This is a genomic window from Pedobacter sp. (genome assembly GCF_039594775.1).
Taxonomy (GTDB): domain Bacteria; phylum Bacteroidota; class Bacteroidia; order Sphingobacteriales; family Sphingobacteriaceae; genus Pedobacter.
This window is the reverse complement of the sequence record NZ_JBCNMT010000003.1, coordinates 222,760-249,250: the sequence shown is the minus strand read 5'-3', so window position 1 is coordinate 249,250 and position 26,491 is coordinate 222,760. Positions and strand designations below refer to the sequence as shown.

General features: G+C 37.8%; 31 protein-coding genes. 15 read left to right on the top strand and 16 right to left on the bottom strand.

What is annotated here, in order from left to right; translation table 11 throughout:
• Positions 1-158: 158 nt before the first annotated feature.
• From ABDV71_RS10610 to trpS, 10 genes are all read right to left on the bottom strand, one after another.
• Positions 159-557, bottom strand: a complete 399-nt coding sequence (locus ABDV71_RS10610; RefSeq protein WP_343532424.1) for a hypothetical protein — start codon at positions 555-557, stop codon at positions 159-161.
• Positions 558-569: 12 nt separating this feature from the next.
• Positions 570-1,493, bottom strand: a complete 924-nt coding sequence (locus ABDV71_RS10605) for a transporter (protein ID WP_343532423.1) — start codon at positions 1,491-1,493, stop codon at positions 570-572.
• Positions 1,493-2,539 carry a cytochrome c peroxidase gene (locus ABDV71_RS10600; protein ID WP_343532422.1) on the bottom strand — a complete coding sequence of 349 codons (1,047 nt, stop codon included), beginning with the start codon at positions 2,537-2,539 and terminating at the stop codon, positions 1,493-1,495. Before ABDV71_RS10600 ends, ABDV71_RS10605 begins: the two co-directional genes overlap by 1 nt.
• Positions 2,540-2,541: 2 nt before the next feature.
• The gene (locus ABDV71_RS10595) at positions 2,542-3,381 is read right to left on the bottom strand and encodes an MbnP family protein (RefSeq protein WP_343532421.1); all 840 of its coding nucleotides are present in this window, start codon (positions 3,379-3,381) and stop codon (positions 2,542-2,544) included.
• 237 nt (positions 3,382-3,618) lie between these two features.
• Positions 3,619-3,996 (bottom strand): hypothetical protein, encoded by a 378-nt coding sequence (locus ABDV71_RS10590; RefSeq protein ID WP_343532420.1) that lies wholly within the window; start codon positions 3,994-3,996, stop codon positions 3,619-3,621.
• Positions 3,997-4,680: 684 nt separating this feature from the next.
• Positions 4,681-5,217: a hypothetical protein gene (locus tag ABDV71_RS10585; RefSeq protein ID WP_343532419.1), complete on the bottom strand. Its 537-nt coding sequence runs from the start codon at positions 5,215-5,217 to the stop codon at positions 4,681-4,683.
• A gap of 30 nt (positions 5,218-5,247) precedes the next feature.
• Positions 5,248-5,976 (bottom strand): 3-deoxy-manno-octulosonate cytidylyltransferase, encoded by a 729-nt coding sequence (kdsB, locus tag ABDV71_RS10580; RefSeq protein ID WP_343532418.1) that lies wholly within the window; start codon positions 5,974-5,976, stop codon positions 5,248-5,250.
• Positions 5,973-6,173: a DUF5808 domain-containing protein gene (locus tag ABDV71_RS10575; protein ID WP_343532417.1), complete on the bottom strand. Its 201-nt coding sequence runs from the start codon at positions 6,171-6,173 to the stop codon at positions 5,973-5,975. Before ABDV71_RS10575 ends, kdsB begins: the two co-directional genes overlap by 4 nt.
• A 5-nt stretch (positions 6,174-6,178) precedes the next feature.
• On the bottom strand, positions 6,179-6,793 hold the full coding sequence (locus ABDV71_RS10570; RefSeq protein WP_343532416.1) for a deoxynucleoside kinase: 615 nt from the start codon (positions 6,791-6,793) through the stop codon (positions 6,179-6,181).
• Between the two features lie 76 nt (positions 6,794-6,869).
• Positions 6,870-7,868 (bottom strand): tryptophan--tRNA ligase, encoded by a 999-nt coding sequence (trpS, locus tag ABDV71_RS10565; RefSeq protein WP_343532415.1) that lies wholly within the window; start codon positions 7,866-7,868, stop codon positions 6,870-6,872.
• Between the two features lie 240 nt (positions 7,869-8,108).
• Here trpS and ABDV71_RS10560 point away from each other — a divergent pair, with 240 nt between their 5' ends.
• The 6 genes from ABDV71_RS10560 (at position 8,109) to ABDV71_RS10535 (ending at position 11,657) form a co-directional block, all read left to right on the top strand.
• The gene (locus tag ABDV71_RS10560) at positions 8,109-8,777 is read left to right on the top strand and encodes a lysophospholipid acyltransferase family protein (RefSeq protein ID WP_343532414.1); all 669 of its coding nucleotides are present in this window, start codon (positions 8,109-8,111) and stop codon (positions 8,775-8,777) included.
• Positions 8,778-8,779: 2 nt separating this feature from the next.
• Positions 8,780-9,070 (top strand): Asp-tRNA(Asn)/Glu-tRNA(Gln) amidotransferase subunit GatC, encoded by a 291-nt coding sequence (gatC, locus tag ABDV71_RS10555; protein ID WP_343532413.1) that lies wholly within the window; start codon positions 8,780-8,782, stop codon positions 9,068-9,070.
• Between the two features lie 52 nt (positions 9,071-9,122).
• Positions 9,123-9,881 carry an ABC transporter ATP-binding protein gene (locus ABDV71_RS10550; protein WP_343532412.1) on the top strand — a complete coding sequence of 253 codons (759 nt, stop codon included), beginning with the start codon at positions 9,123-9,125 and terminating at the stop codon, positions 9,879-9,881.
• A gap of 99 nt (positions 9,882-9,980) precedes the next feature.
• Complete coding sequence (locus ABDV71_RS10545; protein WP_343532411.1) at positions 9,981-10,532, top strand: cob(I)yrinic acid a,c-diamide adenosyltransferase; 552 nt, start codon at positions 9,981-9,983, stop codon at positions 10,530-10,532.
• A gap of 82 nt (positions 10,533-10,614) precedes the next feature.
• A complete protein-coding gene (locus ABDV71_RS10540; protein WP_097129232.1) occupies positions 10,615-10,836 on the top strand; it encodes a DUF2795 domain-containing protein in 222 nt (73 codons plus the stop codon).
• Between the two features lie 92 nt (positions 10,837-10,928).
• A complete protein-coding gene (locus ABDV71_RS10535; RefSeq protein ID WP_343532410.1) occupies positions 10,929-11,657 on the top strand; it encodes a hypothetical protein in 729 nt (242 codons plus the stop codon).
• A 437-nt stretch (positions 11,658-12,094) separates the two neighbouring features.
• On the opposite strand, the gene ABDV71_RS10530 is transcribed toward ABDV71_RS10535, so the two are convergent.
• From ABDV71_RS10530 to ABDV71_RS10510, 5 genes are all read right to left on the bottom strand, one after another.
• On the bottom strand, positions 12,095-13,273 hold the full coding sequence (locus ABDV71_RS10530) for a hypothetical protein (protein ID WP_343532409.1): 1,179 nt from the start codon (positions 13,271-13,273) through the stop codon (positions 12,095-12,097).
• 107 nt (positions 13,274-13,380) lie between these two features.
• Positions 13,381-14,646: an aspartate kinase gene (locus ABDV71_RS10525; protein ID WP_343532408.1), complete on the bottom strand. Its 1,266-nt coding sequence runs from the start codon at positions 14,644-14,646 to the stop codon at positions 13,381-13,383.
• A complete protein-coding gene (locus ABDV71_RS10520) occupies positions 14,647-15,456 on the bottom strand; it encodes a DUF3298 domain-containing protein (protein WP_343532407.1) in 810 nt (269 codons plus the stop codon).
• A gap of 11 nt (positions 15,457-15,467) precedes the next feature.
• Positions 15,468-15,938, bottom strand: coding sequence for a GNAT family N-acetyltransferase (locus ABDV71_RS10515; RefSeq protein WP_343532406.1), 471 nt, complete (start codon positions 15,936-15,938; stop codon positions 15,468-15,470).
• 110 nt (positions 15,939-16,048) lie between these two features.
• A complete protein-coding gene (locus ABDV71_RS10510) occupies positions 16,049-16,741 on the bottom strand; it encodes a YggS family pyridoxal phosphate-dependent enzyme (protein WP_343532405.1) in 693 nt (230 codons plus the stop codon).
• A gap of 75 nt (positions 16,742-16,816) precedes the next feature.
• Here ABDV71_RS10510 and ABDV71_RS10505 point away from each other — a divergent pair, with 75 nt between their 5' ends.
• From ABDV71_RS10505 to ABDV71_RS10470, 8 genes are all read left to right on the top strand, one after another.
• The gene (locus ABDV71_RS10505; RefSeq protein WP_343532404.1) at positions 16,817-17,209 is read left to right on the top strand and encodes a DUF4296 domain-containing protein; all 393 of its coding nucleotides are present in this window, start codon (positions 16,817-16,819) and stop codon (positions 17,207-17,209) included.
• A gap of 2 nt (positions 17,210-17,211) precedes the next feature.
• Positions 17,212-19,584, top strand: a complete 2,373-nt coding sequence (locus tag ABDV71_RS10500; RefSeq protein WP_343532403.1) for an endonuclease MutS2 — start codon at positions 17,212-17,214, stop codon at positions 19,582-19,584.
• A 3-nt stretch (positions 19,585-19,587) separates the two neighbouring features.
• Complete coding sequence (locus ABDV71_RS10495; protein ID WP_343532402.1) at positions 19,588-20,214, top strand: cyclic nucleotide-binding domain-containing protein; 627 nt, start codon at positions 19,588-19,590, stop codon at positions 20,212-20,214.
• Entirely contained in the window at positions 20,215-20,997 is a 783-nt protein-coding gene (locus ABDV71_RS10490; RefSeq protein WP_343532401.1) for a GNAT family N-acetyltransferase, read from the top strand. It abuts the gene before it with no gap.
• A 321-nt stretch (positions 20,998-21,318) separates the two neighbouring features.
• Positions 21,319-22,398, top strand: a complete 1,080-nt coding sequence (locus ABDV71_RS10485) for a PQQ-dependent sugar dehydrogenase (RefSeq protein ID WP_343532400.1) — start codon at positions 21,319-21,321, stop codon at positions 22,396-22,398.
• Positions 22,399-22,542: 144 nt separating this feature from the next.
• Positions 22,543-23,244, top strand: coding sequence for a CoA transferase subunit A (locus ABDV71_RS10480; protein ID WP_343532399.1), 702 nt, complete (start codon positions 22,543-22,545; stop codon positions 23,242-23,244).
• Positions 23,244-23,600: a DUF4260 domain-containing protein gene (locus tag ABDV71_RS10475; protein ID WP_343532398.1), complete on the top strand. Its 357-nt coding sequence runs from the start codon at positions 23,244-23,246 to the stop codon at positions 23,598-23,600. Before ABDV71_RS10480 ends, ABDV71_RS10475 begins: the two co-directional genes overlap by 1 nt.
• A gap of 1 nt (position 23,601) precedes the next feature.
• Positions 23,602-24,264, top strand: a complete 663-nt coding sequence (locus ABDV71_RS10470; RefSeq protein ID WP_343532397.1) for a CoA transferase subunit B — start codon at positions 23,602-23,604, stop codon at positions 24,262-24,264.
• A gap of 74 nt (positions 24,265-24,338) precedes the next feature.
• On the opposite strand, the gene ABDV71_RS10465 is transcribed toward ABDV71_RS10470, so the two are convergent.
• Positions 24,339-25,181: an NAD(P)-dependent oxidoreductase gene (locus tag ABDV71_RS10465; RefSeq protein ID WP_343532396.1), complete on the bottom strand. Its 843-nt coding sequence runs from the start codon at positions 25,179-25,181 to the stop codon at positions 24,339-24,341.
• Between the two features lie 578 nt (positions 25,182-25,759).
• Between ABDV71_RS10465 and ABDV71_RS10460 the strand changes: the two genes are divergently transcribed.
• A complete protein-coding gene (locus ABDV71_RS10460; RefSeq protein WP_343532702.1) occupies positions 25,760-26,485 on the top strand; it encodes an RluA family pseudouridine synthase in 726 nt (241 codons plus the stop codon).
• Positions 26,486-26,491 lie beyond the last annotated feature (6 nt).

Genomic DNA, 26,491 nt, shown 5'->3' with positions numbered 1-26,491 from the left:
GCACAGCGAATGGAGAAATCTTTGAACTGGGTATTTTTTAATTTCCTTAGTAATCTTTAAAGTAAAAGACTAACATATTCAAAGATTTCTCCGCTACGCTCGAAATGACGAAGTGAGTGCTTAAAATTATTATCCGTGCGCCTGTGGCTAATTCATTATTATTTTATAAAAGGTTTAGCCTGTTCAATGGCTTTTTCTAACTGAATTTGTACTTGTTTTACACTATCCAACTGATTTTTGAAATATTGCAGGGCCTCTGCTTTTGAGCCTTTAAAATCAAGCTGGAAATTATGCATCCAATCCATCATTTTTTCGTCCGCCAAGTTAAGTTGATGGATTGAATTTTGTAACGTAATGGTATCTCCATCTTTCTGTTGGCGTTTTTGCAGCAGTAAACTATCTAACTTAAAAGTAGTTTTAATCGCTTTTTCATTAATAACCATCGCTTCATTATGTAAATCATCTATGGTTTTCTTGATAGCCAACTCATTATCTTGCTGCTGGCAGGCAGTAAAAGCTAGTAGAATTATTAAACTCAAATTCTTTATTTTATTCATTGTAATTAAATTTTAGAAGGGGATAGAAAGGTGTAACATTAATCGATTTCCTGCTTTTGCTCGTTGGTTAGCTAATTCCTGAGCAATCACATTTTGGTAATTGGCACCGATAGAGAACTTACTCACAGCTAACTCAAAACCGGTCACCAAAGCAGTGGAATAGCCTCCGGAAACATCCATTTCATATTTGCCTTGTTCTATATCCTTAGTGGCTGCTTCATATAAAATACCGGCATTTGGCGCAAGGGTGAGTTGGTGGAATAACCTAAACTTATAATACAATAGCGCATTTGTAGTCAGCTTATTTCCATATCTGTAAGCGTATTTGTTCTCGGTGTTGATTTTATAATTGGCATTGAGGTTAAGACCCAAATCATTTAATCGGATATCATAAGCGGCATTGAGGGTGAAATCGGTACTTGCCGTCCCCAACTGAAAGTTGTTAGGGTTCTCTTGAATAAGCAAACGTTCACTGGACTCGTATTTTCCTGTGGGAAGTTTAATGCCAGCGCCCACCCATAATGAGTGCACCAGTAATTTACTGTTGAGCATATTACTTTGGGTAAACAGATTATAATAACCCATTAGTGCAATGTCGCCCAAACCTTGCTTCTTACCACTATTAGCTTGCGAATTACGCTGATTGAAGTTATAAGGTATAAAAGCAAGCGCCCTAAAACGCTTTCCAAAATTCCAGCCACCCCATAATTCAGCACTTTGATAGGTTTCATCTGTAGAAAGTGGCGTAACATTTCCCTGTGGGCCTAAATGTGTTAGCAAGGTCTTATGCTGATACCTAAGCCCAACAAAACGTTTGTTGTATTCTGGCAAAATACCTATATAGTAACTGCCAACACCACAACCGCATATATCGCAAGCATGCAATGTTAAAGGACTTGATAATAAAAGCGATAGAAGTATTTTCTTAAAGTTCATTACTGTTCTGCTAAAAGTTTATTATTAATGAATTCCTCGTCATTTAAGGTGTTTAGAAAAGCTAGTAATTTGTTTTTCTCATCACTGCTTATGGCAATTCCCCTAGTTCCGTTGGCAACTAATGACGCATCGAGGTTTGGCGTGTTTTGTACCTCGCGGCTATAATGATTAAAAACGGCATCTAAACTCAAAAACCTACCGTCGTGCATATAGGGAGCCGTGTATTTCAGGTTGCGCAGGGAAGGCACTTTGAATTTGTATCGATCGCTTTCTAAAAGTGTTGCCGTATACAATCCCAAATCATTGATAGCACTTGGTGCTAAACCATTATTTCTGAAATTACCATCCGTAAAAAGCGGTTCCTTATGACAATTGCCACATTTGTTCTTGAAAAGCTCATACCCTTCAGCTTCTATTGTACTAAAACTGGCATTTTGTTCTTTACGCATCACCTTGTCATACTTGGCATTACTGCTCACGCACATCAACATGAATTGGGATAAGGCTTTCATGAAATTAGCAGTGCTAATTTGCTCAGAACCAAAAGCAACTTTGAACTTATTTTTGTAAATGGGCATCTGACGGAGTTTATTCAATACATTTTCAAGGTCTTCATCCATCTCCTCATGAGTGGTAATAGGCGCAATGGGTTGCAAATCCAAATCATATACGCCGCCGCCCCACATAAAAGCTTTGCTCCAAGCCAAGTTCATGATAGGAGGAGAGTTTCGTGTACCTAATCTGTCATCAATTCCATGGCTAACATCATGTCCATGCTGTGTAAATGCCGAGGATTGAATGTGACATGAACCACAACTGATGGTGTTATCCCTGGAAAGTCTTGGTTCGTAGAACAACATTCTTCCTAGTTCAAAACCGTCTTTGGTGATGGGGTTACTAGCAAAAGCATAAACGGGTTCTGGAAAGTTTTTGGGCCGTTGAAAGCCCAAAAAACTTGCTATTTGCTCTTTTGCATCATCACTTTTTTTACAAGCATATACAAAGAGCAGTACCAGAAAAAGGTATTTTAAATAGCTTAATTTCATTACTAGTTCTCTGTATGGTCATGTGTAAACAGTTCGCTGAAATTTTTGGCTAGGTTAGTGGAATAGGCACTGAACATTACATTTGGATTTTCCTTAATACTCAGAGTAGTACTTCCATTAAAGAACTTCATGATATCGACAAAAAGATGAATGTTGCTTTGTCTTCCTTTCCTAACCTTTGCAATCCCGGCAGCATTTAAGTCAACGGTGATGGTTTTGATGTTGTTGATGGTTGGTGCACTGTAACCACCAAATCCGCCAATATGGTACCTAAACTGCTTTTTACCCGTAGGATCTCCCAGTTGGTCATCGCTAATTACAGATGAATTACCCTCTAACTTAAAGAATATATAGCCAGAATTCCAGCCCCAGTACATTCCGCTGCCTCCGTGACCGCCACCTGCCGCAGGATCTAAAACACCCATTCTTTTATCAATAGGCATCGTGCTTCTCAAGCTATCTACCCCTAAAATAAAGGTCAATTTACTGTAGTCTCCTTCGGGCACTTTAACGGTGGCAAACCTGGTAGCTTTGTCTGCGCCATTAATCATAAAATAGGAACTATCTTGCGGAACGGTGTATTGTTGGCCACTGGTAGTGGTTACTTTAATGTTGCTCACAAAATATTGCAACAAGCTTATGCTGAAAGGTTCGCCTTTAGCATTGGTATAAGGTACAGTGGTGTTGTTAAAAGTTAATGTTCTGCCGCCAACAATATTGTCAAACTCTACGGAAAGGGAAGCGAGGTTCTTTTCATCGAAATCAGGGGCGGTGCTGTCGCTTTTTTTACAGGCTGTAAACAGGAGGGTTACTATAGTGATAATCGTTAAAATCTTTTTCATTTTTTTAATAAAAGGCATACTCGCTGCATCGACTCTTTGCATATCGACGCAACTGTTTTTAAATCAATAATTTTTTAGATTGGCTTATGGACATTAAAGTCCCATTCCTATGACGGGATTGATTCCTACTGCGTAACTTTCATTATAAATTACGGCGAATTTTACTTCCTATAGGGACAAAATAAATCCTTTCCCCTAACAATGAAGGGATATAAGGAAAAGCCAAGAAAGAAATGATTAAACTACCTTTGGTGGGTGGAAGATGGTATTGGGTTTACCTACAGGCTTTTGCTGCAGATAATGTGGAATAGTGGTTTCTACCTCGGTTTCGAAGGTTTTAAAAACCAAAAGTGGTTTTTCTGGTGCTACCGTTTCAATCACACGTTTTACATGCTCCTGCTCTTGCTTGTTTTTTTGCTCAAGCTCCTTAAGTTTAATGTCCAAAAAACACTTTCCTTCACAATGAAGTGCCGGTTTGTCTTTGTTGGTACAGAGTACGGAAGAAATGTAAGCCTTATTGAAATGGTAGGAGGTAGAAACAATCCAGTAATTAAAGCAGTTGGCCATTACACCAACCAGCAATACTGCTGCAATTAATTTTCTACAAATTTTCATTGCTGGCAAAGTTATGAAAAGTAGTAGGATAATGGCAAGGAATAGGAAAAATGATGATTAAAAAATATTGAAAGTATATTTTGCAAGCTATAGCTTGATAAGCAAATAATTATATTGACTTATACAAAATCCGAAGGATTTCAATAACTATAGAAAAGATATTATAATCCAAGATATTCGACTCCTAAGGAGTCGCACCCATATTAATGATGTTGTTTTATAAGAATTTGACCTCTTAGAGGTCACGGCTAAGTTGAATAAATCTGCAAACCTCAATTTTAGTGTTAAAATGGAGCAGAATTTTATGCTTTAAGATTATCTTTTAAAAATGTTTTACAGATTCCCGCCTGCGCGGGAATGACGCTCGGATGATTGCAAGTGCATAAGCAAACAAACCCCTAACTACAAAAGAGAGGCAATTAAATCTCACAACTTTGATTACGATGACTAATTTATTGGAAAATTCACCTTTGAACCCTGATGCTGAACTGAATTCAGCATGACGGAGCGTTGATTTAGCGTCACCCTGACCTGCCTGCGGTAGGCAGGTAGCGAAGCGGAGAGCTATGCAATAAACCGCACCTTGGCGAGTTCACCGAAGGTAATTTAGTTCAGGGTCAGCCATATATCAAAATAGCCAAACAATATAATTAACTATAATAACCAAACTAAGGCTAGCAATAGTTAACAGCACTTATAATAAACCTTTACCTTTTTTTCTTTCTCAGACCAGGCGATATACACATTCTGGTCTTTGCCCAAACGGTAATCGAAGCCATTAAGACCATTTTGTTTCAATTCATTGTAGAAAGCCTTATCAGGCACATTTTTATCAGGTTGTTCATCTGCAGTAACCGCTGGCTCCAGAAAATGGTGCTCTTCGAAAAAATAGGAGATTTCTTCTTTGAGAAATTTTATTTTATCACTCTCTTTGGTCATTTCGGCAGTGGCCAAGTAGTTCTTTAGCAATTCACTGGTTTTAATCTCCTGTCTGTAGATTTCCTTTCCTTCAAAAGATTTAATAGTAAACAGCAGTTGCCTATCCTTGCTATTTTTTCCAACGATAGCCACCGTAAAAGTATCCAGTTTCACTTTGTCGGAAAAGGCGAAAGTGCTAGTGTTCTTTAGTTCCTTATTAGTATCAGTTTTTTTTTCAGATACAGAGGAATTACAGGCGCCCAAAAGACCTGCGAGCGATAAAGCGATGATAACTCTTTTCATTGCAATAGATTTTAGGCCTTAATATAAAAATTATTTAGATATTTTTTTAAGGTCTTCAGGAGTATCGATGGCAATGGTTTCTAAGTGGGTCACTTTAGTTTTAATGCTAAAGCCGTTCTCCAACCAGCGCAATTGCTCCAAGCTTTCTGCTATTTCTAGTGTAGAAGGTTTCAATTGGGTTAAAGCAAGCAACACATCTCTGCGATAGCCATAAATACCAATATGTTTATAGAACTGATGCGCTTTTAGCCAGTTCTCCTTTTCCATATTACGAAGATAGGGAATGGTTTGCCTGCTGAAATATAAAGCTTCTTGCTGGGCATTGATCACCACTTTAGGAATATTTACATTAAAAAGTTCATCTTCGGCATGTATTTCTTTAATTAAGGTAGCCAATTGCGTAGTCTCATCCGAAAAGCAAGTACTTAATAATGCTATTTGCTCTGGACTAATATAAGGTTCATCGCCCTGAATATTAATGATAATATCATACTCAGGCATTTTCTCTGCAACTTCGGCACAACGGTCAGTTCCACTTTGATGGGTATTGGCCGTCATTACATATTGTCCACCAAAATTAGTGACTTCCTCAGCAATACGTTCGTCATCGGTAGCCACCACCACATGAGCTAAACTTTTAGTTTTGATAGATTGCTCATACACCCTTTGTATCATGGTTTTACCATAAATATCAACCAATGGCTTACCTGGAAAACGGGTAGAGGCGTACCTTGCTGGAATAATGCCAAGAATCTTCATCGTGAATAAATCGATTGAAAAATAATTAATAAAAGAATAACCACTAAAAAGATATATCCTACAGGATGGGCGAAATTAAATGTCCATCCCATCATTGGATTTCTTTTTGGAACAATCATTCTATAATCTTTTTTGTTAAAGTAAAAGATTCCCCATTTCCAATTCTCCGGATTGTCATGCTGAAAATCTTTACTCATCGCCCTTAAAATAATCCGTTAATTTCGGCTTCTATGGCTTGGATAATGGTTCCTAAGTCCTCTGGATTGTTGGTAAAATCTAGTTTGTCTTTATCCAAAATAAGCAACTTACCCAGCTTATAGTTTTTAATCCAAGTCTCGTATTTCTCATTCAGTTTCGAAAGATAATCGATACGGATACTCGCTTCATATTCTCTTCCTCTACGTTGAATATTGTTTACCAAGGTAGGTACCGACGCTCTTAAATAAACCAACAAGTCAGGAGGTTTAATGAACGACGTAATGTTATCGAAAATAGCCCTGTAGTTATCGTGGTCACGGGTGGTCATTAAACCCATTTCGTGAAGATTATCGGCAAAAATATGCGCATCTTCATAAATAGTACGATCTTGTATCACATTGCTTTTATTCTTGTCAATCTCTACAATCTGCTGAAAGCGGCTGTTCAAGAAATAGATTTGTAGGTTAAAGCTCCAACGTTTCATGTCGCTATAAAAATCCTCTAAATAAGGATTGTTATCTACAGCCTCATAAAGTGCTTCCCATCCGTAATTTTTGGCTAAAAGCCCTGTTAGTGTCGTTTTTCCAGCACCTATGTTGCCTACTATAGCTATATGCATAAAATGATTTACGATTTTTGATTTACGATTTACGATTTACCAATAGAGTAACGCTAGTCGCCTATCACAATATTAATTAAAAACTTTTAAAACCTATTAATTGACGTACTTCTTTAATTGTCTTTTGAGCACTTTCCCTTGCTTTTTCAGCGCCTAAACGAGCCACTTTCTTCAAATAGTCGTTATCATTCACAATATCATTGATTCTTTCCCTTACCGGGTTGGTAGCAATGATCATGTCCTCAGCCAGTTGTTTCTTGAAATCGCCGTAACGGATGGCCATTTTGTTGTAAAGCTCATCAAAGTGGTTTAATGTATCTGCTGGTGAAACAATCTTCATCAAATCAAATAGGTTTTGGATGGCTTCTGGTTTCTCCTGATTTTCTTCACTAGGACCACTATCGGTTACTGCTCTAGAAACCTTTTTACGAATGGCTTCTGGTGTATCAGATAGGTAAACACAGTTTGCATCACCTTCGGATTTACCCATTTTACCTTTGCCATCCAAGCCAGGTACTTTCACCAATTTCTCTGTATAGCTAAAAGCGTAAGGCTCTGGGAAATATTCTTGATTGTAAAGGCGATTAAAGCGGTTACCAAAGGTACGGGCCATTTCCAAGTGCTGTTCTTGATCTTTTCCTACAGGTACTTTGGTCGCTTTATGGATCAAAATATCAGCAGCCATCAAAACAGGATAGGTAAGTAGCCCAGCATTTACGTTATCAGGATTTCCACGTACTTTATCTTTAAAAGAAGTAGCCCTTTCTAATTCGCCCAAATAGGCATTCATATTCAGATATAGGTATAACTCTATAATCTCTGGTACATCTGATTGTACATAAATGGTACTTTCTTCTGGGTTTAAACCGCAAGCAAGATAATCTACCAATACATTTTTAATATTTCCGTGAAGGTTTTCTGGAGTAGGGTGTGTTGTTAGCGAATGCCAATCAGCAATGAAAAAATAGCAATTATACTCTTCCTGCATCTTGATGAAGTTTTTTACCGCACCATAGTAATTACCCAAATGGAGTTTTCCCGTGGACCTAATTCCACTAACAACTGTTTCTTTCATGAGGCCGAAATTAAGTAAAAAACTGAATAGTGTGAAGAATGTTGAATTTGTAAAATCAAATTTAAAAGCTTATAGCAAACGTAAATGCGCCTGTTGAACGGGATGCATAATCTTAATTGGCATTGAACCTCAACGATTTTGAAAAAAACATTTGCTACTTACCCTAAAATTGTATTTTTGATTTTAATGATTCAGCTGCTCCGAAAGATACATTGGGTTTATTGCCTATTATGCCTTTTCTTGTTTTTTATATTGTTTTGGCCATTTTATTATTGGTTCACGAGACATCCAAGATACTACGGTATCCTTAATAAGTTTAGAACGGTACATTCGTTTACTGCGGCCGCATTGTCTGGTATTTTCTTTAATTTTAAGTTTGAGAAAGCACTAGACAAGAATCAAACTTATATTTTTTGCGCCAACCACACTTCTAATTTAGATATTATCATTTTCTGTATTTTGGCTAGAGGAAGGTATCATTTTATGGGCAAAGAAGAACTAATGAAGAATCCTTTGCTTGGCATTTTTTTCAGTACGATTGACATTGCCGTTTCAAGGTCTAGTAAAATATCTTCTTTTAGAGCATTTAAAAAAGCAGCTGATAATTTAGAAAGCGGCATGAGCTTGATCATTTTTCCTGAAGGTAAGATAGACGATGTTTATCCGCCGATATTGCAAGATTTTAAAAGTGGTCCGTTTAGATTGGCCATTGAAAAAAACATTCCCATCGTACCGGTAAGCATTACCAATGTATGGAAAGTGATGTGGGATGATGGCTCAAAATATGGTACCAGACCGGGTATTGTAGACATATATGTACACGAACCGATTTTAACCAGTATCTTAGCGGTTGAAAACGATGAAGTGCTGAAGAATGAGGTTTACGACAAGATCAATAGCAAGTTATAACAATGGTAATAGATAAACAAACCGTACATAAAGTGGCCGATTTGGCAAGAATTGAAATCAAGGATAGCGAGGTAGATCACCTGACCAAGGAAATGAACAAGATTCTTACGTTTATGGAAAAGCTAAACGAACTGGATACGGAAGGGGTGAAGCCACTTGTTTATATGAATGAGGAGGCAAATGTTTGGCGAGAAGATGTGGCTAAGAACGAAATTAGTGTGAAGGATGGCCTAAAAAATGCTGCTTTACATAACGAACGCTTTTTTATGGTACCAAAGATTATCGAAAAATAATATTAGCTTGTAACATTGCGACGAGCATACTCGTCTAAAAAACAAAACAGCAATGCAGAAAGAACTCATTACCATTAAAGATATTGGCCGTAAATATGTGATTGGCACGGAGGTAATCCACGCACTTAAATCAGTAAGCTTAACCATTAATAAAGGCGAATTTGTGGCTTTAATGGGCCCTTCTGGATCAGGTAAATCAACCTTAATGAATATTTTAGGTTGTTTAGATACACCTACTAAAGGCCAATATGTCTTAAATGGCATTGATGTAAGCCGTATGAGTGATAATCAATTGGCCGAAGTTAGAAATAAAGAAATTGGTTTCGTTTTCCAAACTTTTAACTTATTACCTAGATCAACTTCTTTGGATAACGTGGCCCTGCCTTTAATTTATGCAGGCGCTAGCAAAAAAGAAAGAGATAAAAGGGCCCAGGCGGCGTTGGAAAACGTAGGGCTTGGAAACAGGGTAACACACAAACCAAATGAACTATCAGGTGGTCAACGTCAAAGGGTTGCAGTAGCAAGAGCGTTGATCAACAATCCTTCCATTATATTAGCAGATGAGCCTACGGGTAATTTAGATACCAAAACTTCCATTGAAATTATGGGGCTTTTGGAAGAAATCCACAGTAAGGGGAACACCATTATTTTAGTTACTCACGAAGAAGATATTGCTCAACACGCACATCGTATTGTACGCATGCGTGATGGTTTGATAGAAAACGATTATGTAAATGAGGAAGTAAAATCGGTTTCACCGCGTTTAAAAGCCATACAAGAAAGCGGTAACGATTTTGAGAATATCAATTAAGATTTTAATTGATACGTTGTAAGTTCTACGTCACGTAATTTCTTAGTTTTACCATTATAACGATAAAACTTACTACTTAAAACTTATAACTTTCTAAACATGAAAATATACACCAAAACAGGCGACAAGGGCCTGACTTCTTTAATAGGCGGTACTCGTGTAGCCAAACATCACATCCGTATTGAAAGTTATGGTACTGTGGATGAACTTAATTCTTATATTGGGTTAATAGGCTGTCAGGAAATAGATTCTCACCATCAATCTACCCTGAAGGAAATACAGGACAGACTTTTTACAATTGGCGCATCGTTAGCTGCCGATCCTGAAAAGTCTAAAATGAAGATTCCAGATTTACTGGATGAAGATATTGCCTTACTGGAAACCGAAATAGATCAAATGAACGAAGTTTTGCCCGAATTAAAGCATTTTATTTTACCCGGTGGAAATACAACAGTATCTTATTGCCATATAGCGAGATGTGTTTGCAGAAGGGCAGAAAGACTAACCGTAGCCCTTGCGGAGAGTAGTTTTGTTGACAGTAAAGTTACAGTTTACTTAAACAGATTAAGTGATTATTTGTTCATATTAGGCCGCAAATTAGGCTATGACGCAAAGGCTGTGGAAAACATTTGGCTGCCTAGAGTAAAATAATGAAAAAAATATTTGCTTAGCTCATTTTTTTTCACATGTTTTGCGAAAATAGAATTGACGAATTAATAATTTATTTAACGATATGTATTGGACCTTAGAACTAGCATCGCACTTGGAAGACGCCCCATGGCCAGCAACTAAAGATGAATTAATTGATTATGCCATTCGCTCAGGAGCTCCGGTAGAGGTTATTGAAAACCTACAAGCCCTGGAAGATGATGGTGAACCTTATGAAACCATCGAAGAGATCTGGCCAGATTATCCGACGAAAGATGATTTCTTCTTCAATGAAGATGAATATTAAGAAATATGAAAGTCCTGCACATGCGGGACTTTTGTTTTTTAATATAAAATTTATTTATGCTAATTGCCTATTTTTACGGAAAGTTAACGTAAATGAATAAGAAATTTTTACTCCTTGTTGCCAACCTATGTTTGTTTGCAACATTAGCTAACGCTCAAATTACCTTCTTAAAAGGCAATGCTGTTTTAAAAGATGGCACTAAAATCAAAGGCCTAATTGGCAAATTTGAAAGCGAACCTTGGTTTAATCAACGCTATATCTTGTTTAAAGATTCGGCCGAGCTGGCTGCTAATCCTAATGCCAAATCAAAAAAATATAAGGTTGATGAGCTTGAAACTTATCAGGTAGGTGAAACCATATATGATAAGATACACTTTGTGAATACGGAGAAACTTCAATTGAAAAGCCTCGGTACTAATGACCACATGTTACCTCGTTTGGCAAAAGGCAGAATGAATGCACATCAGTTTTATTCGTACCCTGATGACGTATCTGCTTTTTGGGGTACTGAAGAAGAGTATAAAGAATGGAAAAAAGGGAAACAGAACGAATTGCTAACTGGATATAAGATTCTAATTACCAAAGACCAGGATACCAAAGCCAAAGATGCTTTTGATGCTGATTTGCTAAAGTACTTTGAAGACACTCCCGAGGTTTTCCAAAAGTATCAAGCGGGTGGTTATGGTAATGAGCCTATCACGAAGAAAAAGGGCTTGGCTGCTAAAATGATTGCCATGGCTAAAAAGGTAGCTTTTAAACCACAGGAAGCCGAAGCTATAGCCTTAGCAATTAATGATTATAACGCTAAAAATACCAAGTAAGAAATTGTATTTAGAAATAGGAAGGCCTCGCATGTGTGGGGCTTTTGTTTTTATGGTATACTTTCGTTAAAATCTAAAGATCCCTCTCGAAGTTTCGGGAACATTTTTATTCCAATCAAGATGACGTGTTATGAGTATCTGGTACTGACTTAACGTTACCGTCATTTCGAGCGTAGCGGAGAAATCTTTGGAAATGCTTAGCAAATTATAATATATCTTAAAAAATTGCAATGATGACCATAGTTCAAAGATTTCTCCGTTTCGCTTCGCTCCAGTCGAGATGACGTGTTATGAGCGTATAGTACAGTTTTAAAGTTACTGTCATTTTGAAACGAAACAGCTAAGAAGTAAATTGAAAAATCAACGATGTTAAATCTTTGAAAATGCAGTTAAAGAGATTCCTCGTCGCTGCGCTTCCCTCGGAATGACAAACAGAATTAATAATACTTTTCAATCACAGTCTTAAACACTATATACTCCTGCTGTATTTGCGTAAAGAGGTAAAATGTATCTTGGTTTGGCTTTATCTTAAGCTTTTTCACTAGGTTTTCAGCTCGCTCAGGGAAATTTCTTACAATCACGTTCCCTTGCAAGTTCTTTTCCTTTTTAAGCTCGTTAGGGGAGTAAATTTGCGTTATCTTAAATATCCTGCCGATAAAGTCTTGTTTAAGTGCTTCGGAGAAATATAAATGGCTCTGTTTCCCAAGCTTTGTCAAGGCGAATGCATTGGCAATGGCATTAAAAGCACCACTTTTCATCAGTGCAGCATCAGGTTCATATAAATAGCCCGCACTTATTGCTTTTTCCATCAATGGAACATTGCTGTCATCATGCAGCGGCAGTTCAATTTGCTTAGTAGTTGTATTTAAAGTAGCACAAACAATTTTTGTTTCTGCATTAAAAACTCTGTCAATTACCCACAAAAGTTCTTTGCACTCATTTTTAACGCTTACAATGTGAATCTCGGAAACATGTTTCAGCTCCGTTAAACCAGCTTGAAGGTCTAATAATGGAGAGGTTTTAATGATGATTCGTTCGGCTTTACTCAATAACAAAGGTAAATGAAACACCACATTTGGCGTACAATCGGCCAGTTTAAATACTTTTCCACTGGTACTTCTTCTGGCCGGGTCTACATAAATGGTATCGAATGTTACTCCATTTTTTGAAAGATAGGCCAAACCATCGGTAGCGAGACATCGAATAGATTTCGCTCCGAGTAATTCAGCATTATGAGCAGAAATAGCGGATAGCTCCGTATTGATTTCACAACTGTAAACCTCCTCCATCTTTTTGGAGAAATAAAAACTATCTACCCCAAAACCAGCCGTAATGTCAATCAGGTGTTTACCTTTAGCTAAAGTACTTTTATATAACGCAGTATCTTCAGAGGATGTCTGCTCAACAGATAGGGTACTCGGATAATAAATCTCTTTGGTGTTAAACCAAGTCGGCAGTTTCTTTTCTGCTTTCTTCTTCGCCGCAATTTGATTGGCCAACTCCGCTGAACTTACTTCAGGAAAAGAAGATTTTGACAGTGCAATTTTACTCACATCAGCATTCAAATGGCTATCGATGTAAGCTTGCACTTCCTTTCCTAAGATATTTTTGTTCATTAACTAGGGATTAGTAGTTAGGGGCTAGGAACTAGTGGTTAGTAATTAGAATTACTCGGAATCACTAATTATATAACAATCAAGCAAAATAACAATGGGTTATACAATTAATCTCTATTCTTCATTACCATTTGGCAGGTATTACGGCTTTTCACTTCTAACCAGACCTTCTTATCGGTGGTAACCCTATCAATGGTTTGTTGATTATAATAACGAATGGTAACCAATTCCATGTTTTTATTGTACTTCACTTTGAAATCTTCCGACAAATCGTTAATCAGATTTTCAATTTTATGGTTGTCTTCGTCAACACTTACGGAAAAGCTAATGGCCGAATTGAGCATAGTATTCACCTTTACCTTGTTTTTATGGAGAATGGCAAAAATGTGGCTCAAGTTCTCCTCAATAATGAAAGAGAAATCTTTAGGTGAAATGGATAATAACACCTGATTAACCTTAAATATAAACGAAGGAACAGGAATAGTGGTTACCTCGCTACTAATTTCAGTGCCTTTTTCTTCGGGATGGATAAAAGACCTTACATGCAAAGGAATGCTCTTATTTTGTATAGGTTTAATGGTTTTAGGATGAATTACCGTAGCGCCGTAATAGGTTAGCTCAATGGCATCGTGATAGGAGAGTTGCGGGATTTTCTCCGTTTCATCAAACCATTTTGGGTCGGCATTGAGTACTCCTGGAACATCTTTCCAAATGGTCATTTTCTCGGCATCAAGCGCTGCACTAAAAATGGCTGCACTATAATCGGAACCTTCACGACCCAAAGTACTGGTAAAATTCTCGCTGGTTGCTCCGATAAAGCCTTGCGTTAAAACAATACCTTGCTCTAAATAGCTTGGCAATTGTTTTTGTATGGTATGGGTGGTTTTATCCCACTGTACATTCGCTTCACGATAGTTGTTATCCGTTTGGATATAGTTTCTGGCATCTTGCCAAATGGCGAAAGTGCCTTGCTGATTTAAATACGCAGCAATTATTTTAGAAGAGACCAATTCTCCAATAGAGACAATCTGGTCGTAAAGATAATCCGCGCTGTCTTCGGCATCTTCTTCCAGAAGCCACTCTATTTCTACAAATGTATTGGCCACATCATTATACACTGGATTTTTAGTATCTGGAAACAACTTACCAATCATATCAAAATGGAAAGCTTTGATATTTTCGAGCAGTTCATGCTTATTTTCATCTCCATTAATGTGTGCAAAGGCTAATTCTTGCAGCCTATCGGTAGTTTTGTCCATTGCCGATACCACCACTAATAAGTTTTTGTGGCCGTACGACTGTATAATTTGAGTAACGTTTTTTATTCCTTCGATGTTTTTGATGGATGCTCCACCAAATTTGTATACCTGCATTTATTCTGTAGGAGTTAAGATGGTTTGTGGTTTAGCAATATGGCTAAGGGCTGCAAAAGGAACAACTAGTTCGGTAGTACCTTCAGCATATGCTTTAATTTCGTATGGATTGTAAAGGAAAGTTAAGCCTTTATCGCTTACATAGAATGCGGCTGGCAAGGAGAATTTTCCATTGGTGAAAAAATAGCGTTTATCTAAAGGCTCTGTAGCACTTATATTTTCATTTTTTCTAAATATGCCTTCAGCTAATTTTAGTAAATCAGCTTTTTTATTAGGCAAAATCAACGAGTCTAACACGATAGGTTGATTGGTTTTAGGATTGTAATTAATATAGGAAATAGAAGTGTTGCCATGGGCACCGCCAGCATAATCAGAATGGATGTATTTTAAAGCGATGTAGTTGTGCAGTTGGCGTACTACTTTAATATCGATTAGCAAATACCACCATTGGGCGGTTCCAGGGTTTTCTCTGTAAAAATCATTGTAACCTCTAATGAAACTACTAGCCACGTCTTCATATGCGGTTGGGTGTTCATCCTTCCCAAAATAGTCGAACACTTGTTTTTTGATGTAATGATTTAAGCTGTCGTTTTCAAAAATAGGATATCTTACCACAGCATTTGCGGTATCTGCTTCCGCATTGACACCAGGTTTTACCAAATTATTGCTCACCACCTTTACCGAATCATAGCGATAAGTAAGGGTATCGTTCTCGGCAGTAATGACATGGGCTACTTTTTTGTCCTTGTTTTCGTTTCTGCAGGCCACAAGCAAGCTTATAGCAATAAGAGGTAAGATAATTTTTTTCATATCTATAAATTTTAATTTAGCGCTTCTAATTGCTCTTTGGAAAAGGAAGCATTTAGCCACTCGCTCTCATATCCAGCACCATACTTATCATAAAAGTTAATAGCCGGAGCATTCCAGTCGAGCACTTGCCAGTTCATCCCATTGAAGTTTCCATCTTTGGCCTCCCGTACAACGCGATCGAACAATAGTTTCCCTATGCCTTTTCCGCGGTAGCTTTCTGTTACCAAAAAGTCTTCCAAATATAAACGACAACCTTTCCAAGTAGAGTATCTCACATAAAACAATGCAAGCCCCACGATGTTTTCACCGTCAACAGCTACAAATGATTTCCATACCGGATTTTCACCAAAACCAGCTGCTACAAACTCCTCTAGTGTTACGGTTACTTCATGTGGCGCTTTTTCATAAATGGCCAATTCCATGATCAATTCCAGTAGACGAGGACAGTCTTCGGCGGTTGCTCTTCTTAATTCAATATTCATTTTTTCTTTAGGGATTAGTGGCTAGTGGTCAGCTGCTAGCGGTTAGTATTTTGACTCATGCTAACTTGCACTCGCACTGTAAACTTCCGGACTTTCCGACTTTTAACTATTTACTCCTTATTCTTCCAGTGCTTAATCACTCTCTTTCCAAAGATATTACTGCCAATTCTTACCATGGTACTTCCTTCAGCAATGGCAAGTTTATAATCAGAAGACATGCCCATAGAAATTTCCTTAAAGTATTCGACATTTCTAAAGAAACTTACTTTGATGCCATCAAAAAGCACTTTCAGCTCATTAAACTCTGCAATAGTTTGCTTCTCTTGAGCTGTATTGGTAGCAATTCCCATTAAACCAACAATGCGTACATTTTTCATGGCAGCAAATTCCTCAGAACGCAACAGTTCAATCGCTTCATCAAAACCTAATCCAAACTTGCTCTCCTCATCCGCAATATAAATCTGCAACAGGCAATCAATTATACGTTGATGTTTAGCCGCTTGTTTATCAATCTCTTTAAGCAACTTTAAACTATCAACAGATTCAATCAACTTCACAAAAGGAGCAATGTACTTCACTTTATTGGTTTGTAAATGACCAATCAAATGCCATTCAATATCTGCTGGTAACTGCGTTTGCTTATCTACCATTTCCTGCACCAAGTTCTCTCCAAAAACACGTTGACCAGCTTCATATGCTTCCATCACGGCCTCAGCAGGATGATTCTTCGAAACGGCCACCAATTTTATACCTTGGCTCTCAATTTCGTTTTTATATTTCAATAAGTTATCAGCAATGCTCATTTATCAGTATTTTTGGAGGTAAAATTAACAACCCTTTTTTAATTTGGCTAAGAAAGCTGAAGTTTTAATCAAGAAATGACGAGATTTTTGTTTATATTTTTTTGCGCAGTGTTGGCTTTGGGCTGTAAACCTGGCATTCCGAAGGATATTGTTCAACCCGCAGAAATGGAAAAAATATTATTTGATATCCATGTGGTAGATGGCTATGTATCGTCTATTCCTACACCAGATAGTGCCAAAAAAGTATCGGCACCGATTTATAAAGGCATTTTCAAAAAGTACGGTATCGATTCGGCAATGCATGCTAAAAGTATGGCATATTATTATAGCCGTCCTGATTTGTTATCGAAAATGTACGAAAGGATTAGCAATAAGCTCAACAAAACTAGAGAAGATTTAATTAAGACGCACGAAAAGCAAACGGCAGCTGAAGCAGTTAAACAAACAGCGCCGCAACCCGTAAAATAAATATGCTGTACCCTGAAAATTGCGAAGAGAGATTAGGTTTTAATGAAGTAAGGCAATTGGTGCGTGATTATTGCCTAAGCACCATGGGGCAAAACTTGGTTGACAAGATGCAAGTAATGACTAAGCACGACCAAATTGACAAGTTTTTGCGCCAAACCAAAGAATTTAAAAGCATCCTGGAAAACCAGGAACCCCTACAGATCAGTACTTTTTTTGATATTAAAGTACTGGCCGATAAGATTAAAGTAGAAGGTACGTACCTCATAGAAGAGGAGCTGTTCAAAATATACACTTCGTTGCAAACGGTGTTTTCGGTAATCCGTTTTTTTGATGAACGCAAGGAAGTCTATCCTAATTTGGAAGCACTATTTGAACATCTGCCCATTGAACGAGACATCCTTCGGAAAATAGAGAATGTGCTTGATGCTAAAGGCAAAATTAAGCCCAATGCTTCTACAGCACTATCGGAAATTACTGCCGCCATTTCCAAGGGAGAGCAGGAAGTGCGTAAAAAGATGGATTCCATCTATAAAAGTGCCGTAGCCAGTAACTGGGTAGCCGATGGTAGCTTGACCATTCGCGACGGCAGGATGTGTATTCCAATTTTGGCAGAGAACAAACGTAAAATCAAAGGTTTTATCCATGACGAGTCGGCTAGCGGACAAACGGTTTATTTGGAACCTGAAGAGGTTTTTACATTGAACAACAAGCTCCGCGACCTTGAATTTGATAAACGTAGAGAAATCATCCGCATCTTAATCGCCACCACTACCGAGCTTAGGCCATACATACCCATACTGTTATCATACCACGGATTTTTAACCAAACTAGATTTTGTAAGAGCGAAGGCTCTATTCGCCATTAAAATTGGTGCGCAAATGCCAATATTGGCAAAGGAGCCAAAAACAAAATTAATCAATGCACGCCATCCTTTGTTGCTACTTTCTTTTGCAAACGAACAAAAAAGCGTAGTGCCTTTAAACATTCATTTAAATGAAAGCATGCGTATTGTATTGGTTTCGGGGCCCAATGCAGGTGGTAAATCGGTATGCATGAAAACCGTTGGCCTTTTACAGATGATGTTGCAAACAGGCTTGTTGGTACCAGTAGACGAGCATAGTGAAATGGGAATATTTAACCAAATCTTTGCTGATATTGGCGACGACCAATCCATTGAATCTGATTTGAGTACCTATAGTGCCCATTTGAATAAAATGCGCTATTTCTTAGCCCATGCCAATCCTAAAACCCTGGTGTTGATTGATGAGTTTGGAACCGGAACTGATCCACAATTTGGTGGTCCAATGGCCGAAGCAGTACTTGAAGTACTTAACCAAAAAAAAGTACGAGGTGTGATCACTACCCACTACTCGAACTTGAAGCTTTTTGCCGGCGATACTGAAGGTTTGGAAAATGCCTCGATGTTGTTTGACAACAGCCGTATGAAGCCGCTTTATATTTTAGATATTGGTAAACCTGGCAGTTCCTACGCCTTTGAAATTGCCCAAAACATTGGCTTGCAAAAAGAGGTACTAGAATTGGCCAGACAAAAGATTGGCACCAACCAAAATAGCATTGATAGTTTATTGGTGAACCTGGAAAGGGAAAAACGTCAAGTACATGAAATCAAGGTGAAACTGGCCAATCAACAAAATAAGTTGAACCAGTTGCTGTCGGAAAATGAAAAGCAAAAATCTTTTCTGGAAGAGAATAAGAAAACACTGATTAAAGATGCCAAAGTACAAGCACAAAATATCATTAAAGATGCTAATAAGCTAGTAGAAAATACTATTGCGCAAATCAAGAAGAAGCAAGCTGATAAGGAGGCGACCAGAGAAATTAGGCAAAACCTACAGCAAGGGTTGGCCAAAAATGAAGTAAAGCCAGAACCTAAACCTGTGATGGAATTTGATGATACTGAAATTGAGGTTGGGGATTGGATACAATTGCTTGGCACGGAAAATACCGGGCAAGTTTTGGAAATCAATAAAAATAATTTAGTGGTTGCTTTTGGCGACTTGCGTTCTGTAGTAAAACGCAACCGAGTACAAAAAATCAGTAACCGACAGGTTAAAAAATTGGTGCAACGCACTTCCTTTACCAATAGTTTAAGCGATGCTGTAGCCAACTTTAGAGCTGAACTTGATCTACGCGGCATGCGTGGCGAAGTAGCTTTACAAGAACTGGAAAACTACATGGACAAGGCCGTAATGCTAGGTTTTCCATCTATTAAAATTATACATGGCAAAGGCGATGGTATTTTACGTAAACTGATCAGAACACATTTAAAACAATACTACAAACAGGTAGACCGAATGGAAGATGAACATTTGGATAGAGGAGGAGATGGTATTACCTACGTTTATATGAAGTAGCCTATGAATATTTCAGATGAAGATAAAGTACTGTACTTGGATAGTCTAAAGACTTATTTGTCTAGTTATTCGAGCATTACTTCATCTTCATTTGAATTAATTAAAGACCTCGTTAAATTCCATCAATTTTATAAAAATGAAATTTTAATCAATGAGGGCGATGTGGCCAAAAATATTTATTTCTTATGTGAGGGAGCAGTTAGGGCCTATTCAAGTGATCAGCAAGGCCACACCTATAATAAAAATATTTTCTTGGCGGGCAAAATGGTAGGCTCCATGGTTTCGGCCTTACTGCAAAAACCCTCATCGTTTACTTTACAGGCTTTGGATAAAAGCTTATTACTTGCCATCAATTTCAATAAATTCAAGCAACTTATCCATAAAAATGATGACCTGAAAAACTATTACATTGCTTATTTAGAGAGGGAATGGGTCATTGATAAAGAACAAAGGGAAGTATCTCTAGTGATGGAAAGCGCTAGCATCAGGTATCAAAAATTCATGGAGCAATATCCTAATATTGATCAAAAGATTTCATTGCATCACATTGCCTCTCATTTGGGAATTACAGCTACACAACTAAGTAGGATAAGAAAAGATTTAAAATTAGATCAAAATCAACATATGTAAATGTTTTTGTTTGATAAAGGGAAGAACTTTGACCTCATGGAAAATATCAACAAATTAAATATAGACAACCTGACTTCCTTGTGGACTAAAGTAGGACAGGCCGTTGGTCATTACATGAGTGAAAATGAATATGAATTGAGTTTGGTACAAAATTCAGAATGGCCCAATAAAATATGGATTAAACAAGCACCGACCAACGAATTGCTTATCGGCATATCTCAAAGGATGGCTTCATGTGAGCAACATTTAGTGTTTCCCCTCTGGAATATTTACCCGACTGAAGGTTCAGAAATCATACCAGCAGATTTTATCCAAAAATCAGTACAAACTGGCATGTCGCTACAGTTAGAGGAACCATTCCCTTCATCTAGCTCGTTAACCTTCAAAAGAGTATCCACTACAGCAGAAGCTAAGCTTTGGGCCGAAATTTATCCTAAATGTTTTGGTTATATGATTGGTGAAGAAATACTCATCCGAACTATGGATAAAATCGAATATAATCTTTTTCATTTCAATGACGAATTGGTAGGTACGGCCATTTATTATCCCAACGAACAAGTGGCAGGTATACATGGTGTAGGTGTTGTTCCCGAAATGAGAAGAAGAGGCTTTGCAGAAGAGATCATGTACATACTACTGAATAGAGCTATTACTGCTGGTATTTCTTACGCCACTTTACAGGCATCTGAACTTGGAAAGGGAATTTATAAAAGGTTAGGTTTTAGTGAAGATTTCATTATCAAGAACTATGTACTGAATTCAATAACTAAATCTAGTTTATAAATGTTTAACTATTTTATTGTGATTTCGGGTTAAGAAAATGCTTTCTACGCAAAATAATCGAGCTTTTAAGTGTAAAAATAAGATTTCTGCTACTAATTGTGGTTCACTCGCTTCGCGGATTACTCACCTAAGGTCACCCTGAATTTATTTCAGGGTCAGCTATAGAAATATTTTAAGAGTTATTTAACTAGCAATATGGCAATCGAATTTATGATAATTGTCAATAAGTTGGAATGTCTTAGCAAAATAGCAGCAGACCTATTTAATTGATTATAAACCAAAAGCTTCCTCTGATTGTTGTTTCCTTAAAATATTAGGGATATGAAAAAGTTATGGATTGTTTTTGGAATATTGCTCTTAAGTATTGGCTGTAAAAAAGATCGTAATAATGTTGAAGACGATACACCTGCAGATATTAAAACAAGGACACTCGTTTCCAATCTGTCCTTACCTTGGGAACTGGTTTATGGGCCCGATAACCTCATTTGGTTTACCGAAAAATCGGGAAAAATTAGCAGGTTAAATCCAGCAAACAACCAAGTAACATTATTACGCACCATTACTGAAGTAAGTTCACAGGGCGAAGGCGGCTTATTGGGCATGACTATCCACCCAAATTTCACTTCAAATCCTTATATATATGTATTTTACGGTTATGGAAATCCATATAAAAATAAGCTAGTTAGATTTACTTATAACAACAATAGCTTAACAAGTCCGCAAACTTTATTGGACAATATTCCAGCGGCCAGTGTTCATAATGGTTCTAGATTATTGATTACCGGCGATAAATTATTTGTAACTACTGGAGATGCGGCTGATACGAGTACGCCACAAAATTTGAATTCAGTTGCCGGCAAAGTTTTACGTCTTAATCTAGATGGCAGCATTCCGGCCGATAATCCCTTTCCAAATAGCCCCGTATGGTCTTTCGGCCATCGAAATCCACAAGGTTTAGCTTTAGTGGGCAATAAGTTATTTTCTTCGGAACATGGGCCCGATACGGATGACGAAATTAATATCATTGAAAAAGGCCGAAATTATGGTTGGCCAACGGTAAGAGGTAAATGTGATGCAACAAACGAAACCGCTTTTTGCAACCAGAATAACGTAGCCGAGTCCATCATGCAATGGACACCTACTATTGCGCCGAGCGGTATGATTTATTATAATTCAAACTATATCCCTCAATTTAAAAATTCGCTGCTCGTGGGCTTATTAAAAGGCACCAGGTTAATGCAGCTAAAGTTAAACGATGCACAAAATGCAATTGCCGAAACCAAAGACTTATTTGTGGGAAATTATGGTCGAGTTAGAGCAGTTTGCCAATCGCCAGAGGGCAAAATTTACCTCTGTACCAGTAATGGTTCTGGTGATAAAATCATAGAAATTTACAAGTAGGCAATAGACGATAGCTCTTTCTTAATCAACTGTTAATCTTAATTTTAAAGAACACCTTAGTGTAATGCTTACAATGTTATAGGCCACACTTTACTTTTGCAAAGCGATAGATTAATCCTATTTTAGTCGCAAAACACACCAAATATGATCAACAAAGTTGTAGCAAATGCCGATGAGGCGATCGCTGACATTACCGACGGGAAAACCCTTATGCTGGGCGGTTTTGGGTTATGCGGTATTCCAGAAAATTGTATCGCTGCTCTAGTAAAAAAGGGCACCAAAAATTTGACTTGTATTTCCAATAATGCTGGCGTAGACGATTTTGGCATAGGTTTGATGTTAAAACAGCACCAAGTGAAGAAAATGATTTCGTCTTACGTAGGTGAAAATGCCGAATTTGAACGTCAGTTATTAAGTGGCGAACTAGAAGTAGAGCTTATTCCGCAAGGAACCCTGGCTACCCGTTGTTTAGCTGCCGGATATGGTATGCCTGCTATTTTTACACCTGCTGGGGTAGGTACTGAAGTTGCTGAAGGCAAAGAAGTAAGGAATTTTGATGGAAAAGATTATTTGATGGAATATGCTTTTGATGCTGATTTTGCTATTGTAAAAGCTTGGAAAGGCGATACTGCGGGAAATTTGATATTCCGTTCCACCAGTAGAAACTTTAATCCAGTAATGGCGATGGCTGGCAAAATTACTATTGCCGAAGTAGAAGAATTGGTTGAGGTAGGAGAATTAGACCCTGACTACATTCATACCCCAGGGGTTTATGTACACCGAATTTTTAAGGGTAAAAATTACGAAAAAAGAATAGAACAATTAACGGTGAGGAACAGGTCATAATGAAAAAAGTAATTGCATTGGAAGAAATTGCTATGTTTTTATTGGCACTTTTTGCTTTTCATTACCTCTCATTTTCATGGTGGGTATTTCCTGCATTATTATTGGCACCTGATTTAAGTATGATTGGCTATGCCATCAATTCAAAAGTTGGTGCAATACTCTATAATATTGCGCATCATAAAGCCCTAGCAATTGCAATTTTCATGGTTGGATTTTATTTGTCCTCATCAATACTTCAACTTACTGGCGTTATCCTCTTTGCACATTCCAGTATGGATAGAGCTTTTGGATACGGATTAAAATATTTTAATGCCTTTAGTCATACGCATTTAGGCATTATCGGAAAAAATAAATAATATGGCATTATCAAAAGAAGGGATCGCTAGTCGGATCGCTAAAGAAATAAAAGACGGTTATTATGTAAACTTGGGTATTGGTATTCCAACTTTGGTAGCCAATTACATTCCAGAGGGAATTAATGTTGTACTACAATCGGAAAACGGTTTATTGGGCATGGGCCCATTTCCTTTTAAAGGTGAAGAAGACCCAGATTTAATTAATGCGGGTAAACAAACCATTACTACTTTACCTGGCTCTGCCATTTTTGACTCGGCCATGAGTTTTGGCATGATCAGAGCGCAGAAAATAGATTTGACCATTTTGGGCGCTATGGAGGTTTCAGAAAATGGTGACATTGCCAATTGGAAAATCCCAGGAAAAATGGTAAAGGGAATGGGAGGGGCTATGGACTTGGTAGCTTCGGCCAAAAACATTATTGTGGCTATGCAACATGTAAACAAAGCGGGCGAAAGCAAATTATTGCCAGCTTGTACCTTGCCTTTAACAGGTGTAAAATGTATTAAGAAAATAGTGACCGAACTTGCTGTTTTAGATGTATTGCCCGAAGGAGGCTTTAAGCTACTGGAAAGAGCACCTGGTGTGAGCGTAGAAGAAATTAGAAATGCTACCGCAGGAAAGCTTTATGCTGATGATGATGTACCAGAAATGGTGATTGACTAGTATATTGTTTAAGACTTACGAAGTTTCGAAAACTTCGTAAGTCTGTAAGTAATAGAACACGAGTCTATTTAAAACTATTTCAACGATTTAATAATCCCGATCACATCATCTCCGCCTAATCCCTTGTCGTGTGCTGCTTGATAAGTATTAATAATGGCTTCTGAAAGCGGGAAATTGGCACCTGCCTTTTGTGCCAATAAAATATCTTTAAGCATCAAATCCAATGCAAAAGCCGGTGGATAGCTTTCTTGCATAAGCAAAGGTGTTTTTACCTTGGTGGCACCACTTCCGCTAGCACTTTCATTGATGATTTCCAGCATATCCTTACGTTGGATACCCAATTTTTCGGATAACAAAACCGTTTCTGCCAAGCCTTGGTAAATCAGGGAAAGGAAATAATTAATGGATAGCTTGGCAGCAATCCCTTTTCCATTTTCGCCAAGATGTTTGGTCAGCTTCCCCAATTTGTCGAAATAGGGCTGGGCTTTAATAATATCTTTTTCATCGCCACCTACCATCATGATCAGTGTACCTTCGGTTGCTGGTTGTGTACTACCTGCTACTGGTGCATCTATAAATCCAGCATTTTTGGCTTTAATTTGTTGAGCGATGGTTAATGAGCATTCTTGCGAAATGGTGCTGCAATCAATAAAAAGCTTTCCTTCCAGATTTTCCTTTAATATTTCGGCATAAACTTGTTTTACGGCTTCGTCGTTGGTAAGCATGGTGAAGATTACCTCACTTCCCTGAACCAGTGCACTAATGCTTTCACAAATGGTAGCAGTGCCTTTAAAATCTTCGGTTTTGGCTATAGAACGGTTATAAACAGCTACTGGATAGCCGGCTTTAATCAGATTTTTGGCCATTGGACTGCCCATATTACCTAAGCCTATCCATCCTAATGTGGTATGTTGCATATTATTTTATAGTTATATGTAGTATGATGAATGATATTATATGTTTACACACAAAGTTAAGGGAAGACAACTAGCCTAGTAAGCATTTTAAATAAAAAAGAAAGGTTGATATAAAAGTTCCCGTCATCGGCAGGACGAAATTATCCATAGGAGGAGAGGTTCCCGCTCTCGGCAGCGGCAAATTATACACAAGATGAAAAGTTCACACCAGTAGCAGGAAATTTTCATCCTCGTTATACAAAAAAGTGCTAATAATTCCTGTCTCTTCTTTTTACTTGACTTACGAAGTTTTGAAAACTTCGTAAGTCTCATTACGCACAATGTTAGATCTTTCGCTACAATCGAGCTGACAATGTAGGTAGTGTCATTTTACAGTTTTTTTAAATAGACCTGATAGCAGCCAATACCACCGAGTGGAGCCTAGCATAACGAGGATGTAAAGGCGAATAGCAGGACTTTCAAAACCTAAATGAGCAGAAACTGGCTCTTCTATAAAATGATATTAGGAAATTACACCAGCCATAAGGGCAATAAAGTGCTAAATGTATTGTATTTTTGCAGCTTTAATTTGTATCCATTTGAAATATCCGAATTTTAAAGACCTTATCCTATTCGAAAACGAAGACTATATCGTGATCAACAAACCTCCTTTTGTGGCTTCCTTAGATGAACGCGGTGCTGCTGGCGTTGGCGAAGTAAATATCTTACGTTTGGCCAAGCTGTATACGGAAGATGCGCAAATTTGCCACAGATTGGATAAGGAAACTTCGGGTGCTATTGTGATTGCTAAAAATCCTGAGGCTTACCGTAACCTATCTATACAATTCGAAAAACGAAAAGTAAGCAAAATCTATCATGCAGTGGTTGATGGGCAGTTTCAATTTGACAACCTTTTTGTGGATTTGCCAATTTTGAACGATGGCAACAAAAACGTAACGATTGATAGGCAAGAGGGCAAACGTGCCGAAACTTATTTTAATTCGTTAAAATACTATAAGCATTATACTTTGGTGGAATGTAAGCCCGTAACGGGCCGTATGCACCAAATTAGGATACATTTGGCTACTCAACGTGCGGCCATTTGTGGTGATGTGATGTACCGCGGCAAGCCGGTTTTTCTTTCTAAAATTAAAAGAGGGTATCGTTTAACCGACGAGGAGGAGCAGCCTATTATGAAGCGTTTTGCGCTACATGCCAAACAGATTACGTTTAAAGGTTTGGATGGACAGGATATTTTGGTAGAGGCTCCCTATCCTAAAGATTTTGCAACTTTATTGAAACTATTGGACAAGTTTGATAGTTAGTCGTTA

Excerpts from the sequence above, each read along its gene's own strand:
- ABDV71_RS10610 (WP_343532424.1), bottom strand. The coding sequence starts at position 557 with ATGAATAAAATAAAGAATTTGAGTTTAATAATTCTACTAGCTTTTACT.
- ABDV71_RS10605 (WP_343532423.1), bottom strand. The coding sequence starts at position 1,493 with ATGAACTTTAAGAAAATACTTCTATCGCTTTTATTATCAAGTCCTTTA.
- ABDV71_RS10600 (WP_343532422.1), bottom strand. The coding sequence starts at position 2,539 with ATGAAATTAAGCTATTTAAAATACCTTTTTCTGGTACTGCTCTTTGTA.
- ABDV71_RS10595 (WP_343532421.1), bottom strand. The coding sequence starts at position 3,381 with ATGAAAAAGATTTTAACGATTATCACTATAGTAACCCTCCTGTTTACA.
- ABDV71_RS10590 (WP_343532420.1), bottom strand. The coding sequence starts at position 3,996 with ATGAAAATTTGTAGAAAATTAATTGCAGCAGTATTGCTGGTTGGTGTA.
- ABDV71_RS10585 (WP_343532419.1), bottom strand. The coding sequence starts at position 5,217 with ATGAAAAGAGTTATCATCGCTTTATCGCTCGCAGGTCTTTTGGGCGCC.
- kdsB (WP_343532418.1), bottom strand. The coding sequence starts at position 5,976 with ATGAAGATTCTTGGCATTATTCCAGCAAGGTACGCCTCTACCCGTTTT.
- ABDV71_RS10575 (WP_343532417.1), bottom strand. The coding sequence starts at position 6,173 with ATGAGTAAAGATTTTCAGCATGACAATCCGGAGAATTGGAAATGGGGA.
- ABDV71_RS10570 (WP_343532416.1), bottom strand. The coding sequence starts at position 6,793 with ATGCATATAGCTATAGTAGGCAACATAGGTGCTGGAAAAACGACACTA.
- trpS (WP_343532415.1), bottom strand. The coding sequence starts at position 7,868 with ATGAAAGAAACAGTTGTTAGTGGAATTAGGTCCACGGGAAAACTCCAT.
- gatC (WP_343532413.1), top strand. The coding sequence starts at position 8,780 with ATGGTAATAGATAAACAAACCGTACATAAAGTGGCCGATTTGGCAAGA.
- ABDV71_RS10550 (WP_343532412.1), top strand. The coding sequence starts at position 9,123 with ATGCAGAAAGAACTCATTACCATTAAAGATATTGGCCGTAAATATGTG.
- ABDV71_RS10545 (WP_343532411.1), top strand. The coding sequence starts at position 9,981 with ATGAAAATATACACCAAAACAGGCGACAAGGGCCTGACTTCTTTAATA.
- ABDV71_RS10540 (WP_097129232.1), top strand. The coding sequence starts at position 10,615 with ATGTATTGGACCTTAGAACTAGCATCGCACTTGGAAGACGCCCCATGG.
- ABDV71_RS10535 (WP_343532410.1), top strand. The coding sequence starts at position 10,929 with ATGAATAAGAAATTTTTACTCCTTGTTGCCAACCTATGTTTGTTTGCA.
- ABDV71_RS10530 (WP_343532409.1), bottom strand. The coding sequence starts at position 13,273 with ATGAACAAAAATATCTTAGGAAAGGAAGTGCAAGCTTACATCGATAGC.
- ABDV71_RS10525 (WP_343532408.1), bottom strand. The coding sequence starts at position 14,646 with ATGCAGGTATACAAATTTGGTGGAGCATCCATCAAAAACATCGAAGGA.
- ABDV71_RS10520 (WP_343532407.1), bottom strand. The coding sequence starts at position 15,456 with ATGAAAAAAATTATCTTACCTCTTATTGCTATAAGCTTGCTTGTGGCC.
- ABDV71_RS10515 (WP_343532406.1), bottom strand. The coding sequence starts at position 15,938 with ATGAATATTGAATTAAGAAGAGCAACCGCCGAAGACTGTCCTCGTCTA.
- ABDV71_RS10510 (WP_343532405.1), bottom strand. The coding sequence starts at position 16,741 with ATGAGCATTGCTGATAACTTATTGAAATATAAAAACGAAATTGAGAGC.
- ABDV71_RS10505 (WP_343532404.1), top strand. The coding sequence starts at position 16,817 with ATGACGAGATTTTTGTTTATATTTTTTTGCGCAGTGTTGGCTTTGGGC.
- ABDV71_RS10500 (WP_343532403.1), top strand. The coding sequence starts at position 17,212 with ATGCTGTACCCTGAAAATTGCGAAGAGAGATTAGGTTTTAATGAAGTA.
- ABDV71_RS10495 (WP_343532402.1), top strand. The coding sequence starts at position 19,588 with ATGAATATTTCAGATGAAGATAAAGTACTGTACTTGGATAGTCTAAAG.
- ABDV71_RS10490 (WP_343532401.1), top strand. The coding sequence starts at position 20,215 with ATGTTTTTGTTTGATAAAGGGAAGAACTTTGACCTCATGGAAAATATC.
- ABDV71_RS10485 (WP_343532400.1), top strand. The coding sequence starts at position 21,319 with ATGAAAAAGTTATGGATTGTTTTTGGAATATTGCTCTTAAGTATTGGC.
- ABDV71_RS10480 (WP_343532399.1), top strand. The coding sequence starts at position 22,543 with ATGATCAACAAAGTTGTAGCAAATGCCGATGAGGCGATCGCTGACATT.
- ABDV71_RS10475 (WP_343532398.1), top strand. The coding sequence starts at position 23,244 with ATGAAAAAAGTAATTGCATTGGAAGAAATTGCTATGTTTTTATTGGCA.
- ABDV71_RS10470 (WP_343532397.1), top strand. The coding sequence starts at position 23,602 with ATGGCATTATCAAAAGAAGGGATCGCTAGTCGGATCGCTAAAGAAATA.
- ABDV71_RS10465 (WP_343532396.1), bottom strand. The coding sequence starts at position 25,181 with ATGCAACATACCACATTAGGATGGATAGGCTTAGGTAATATGGGCAGT.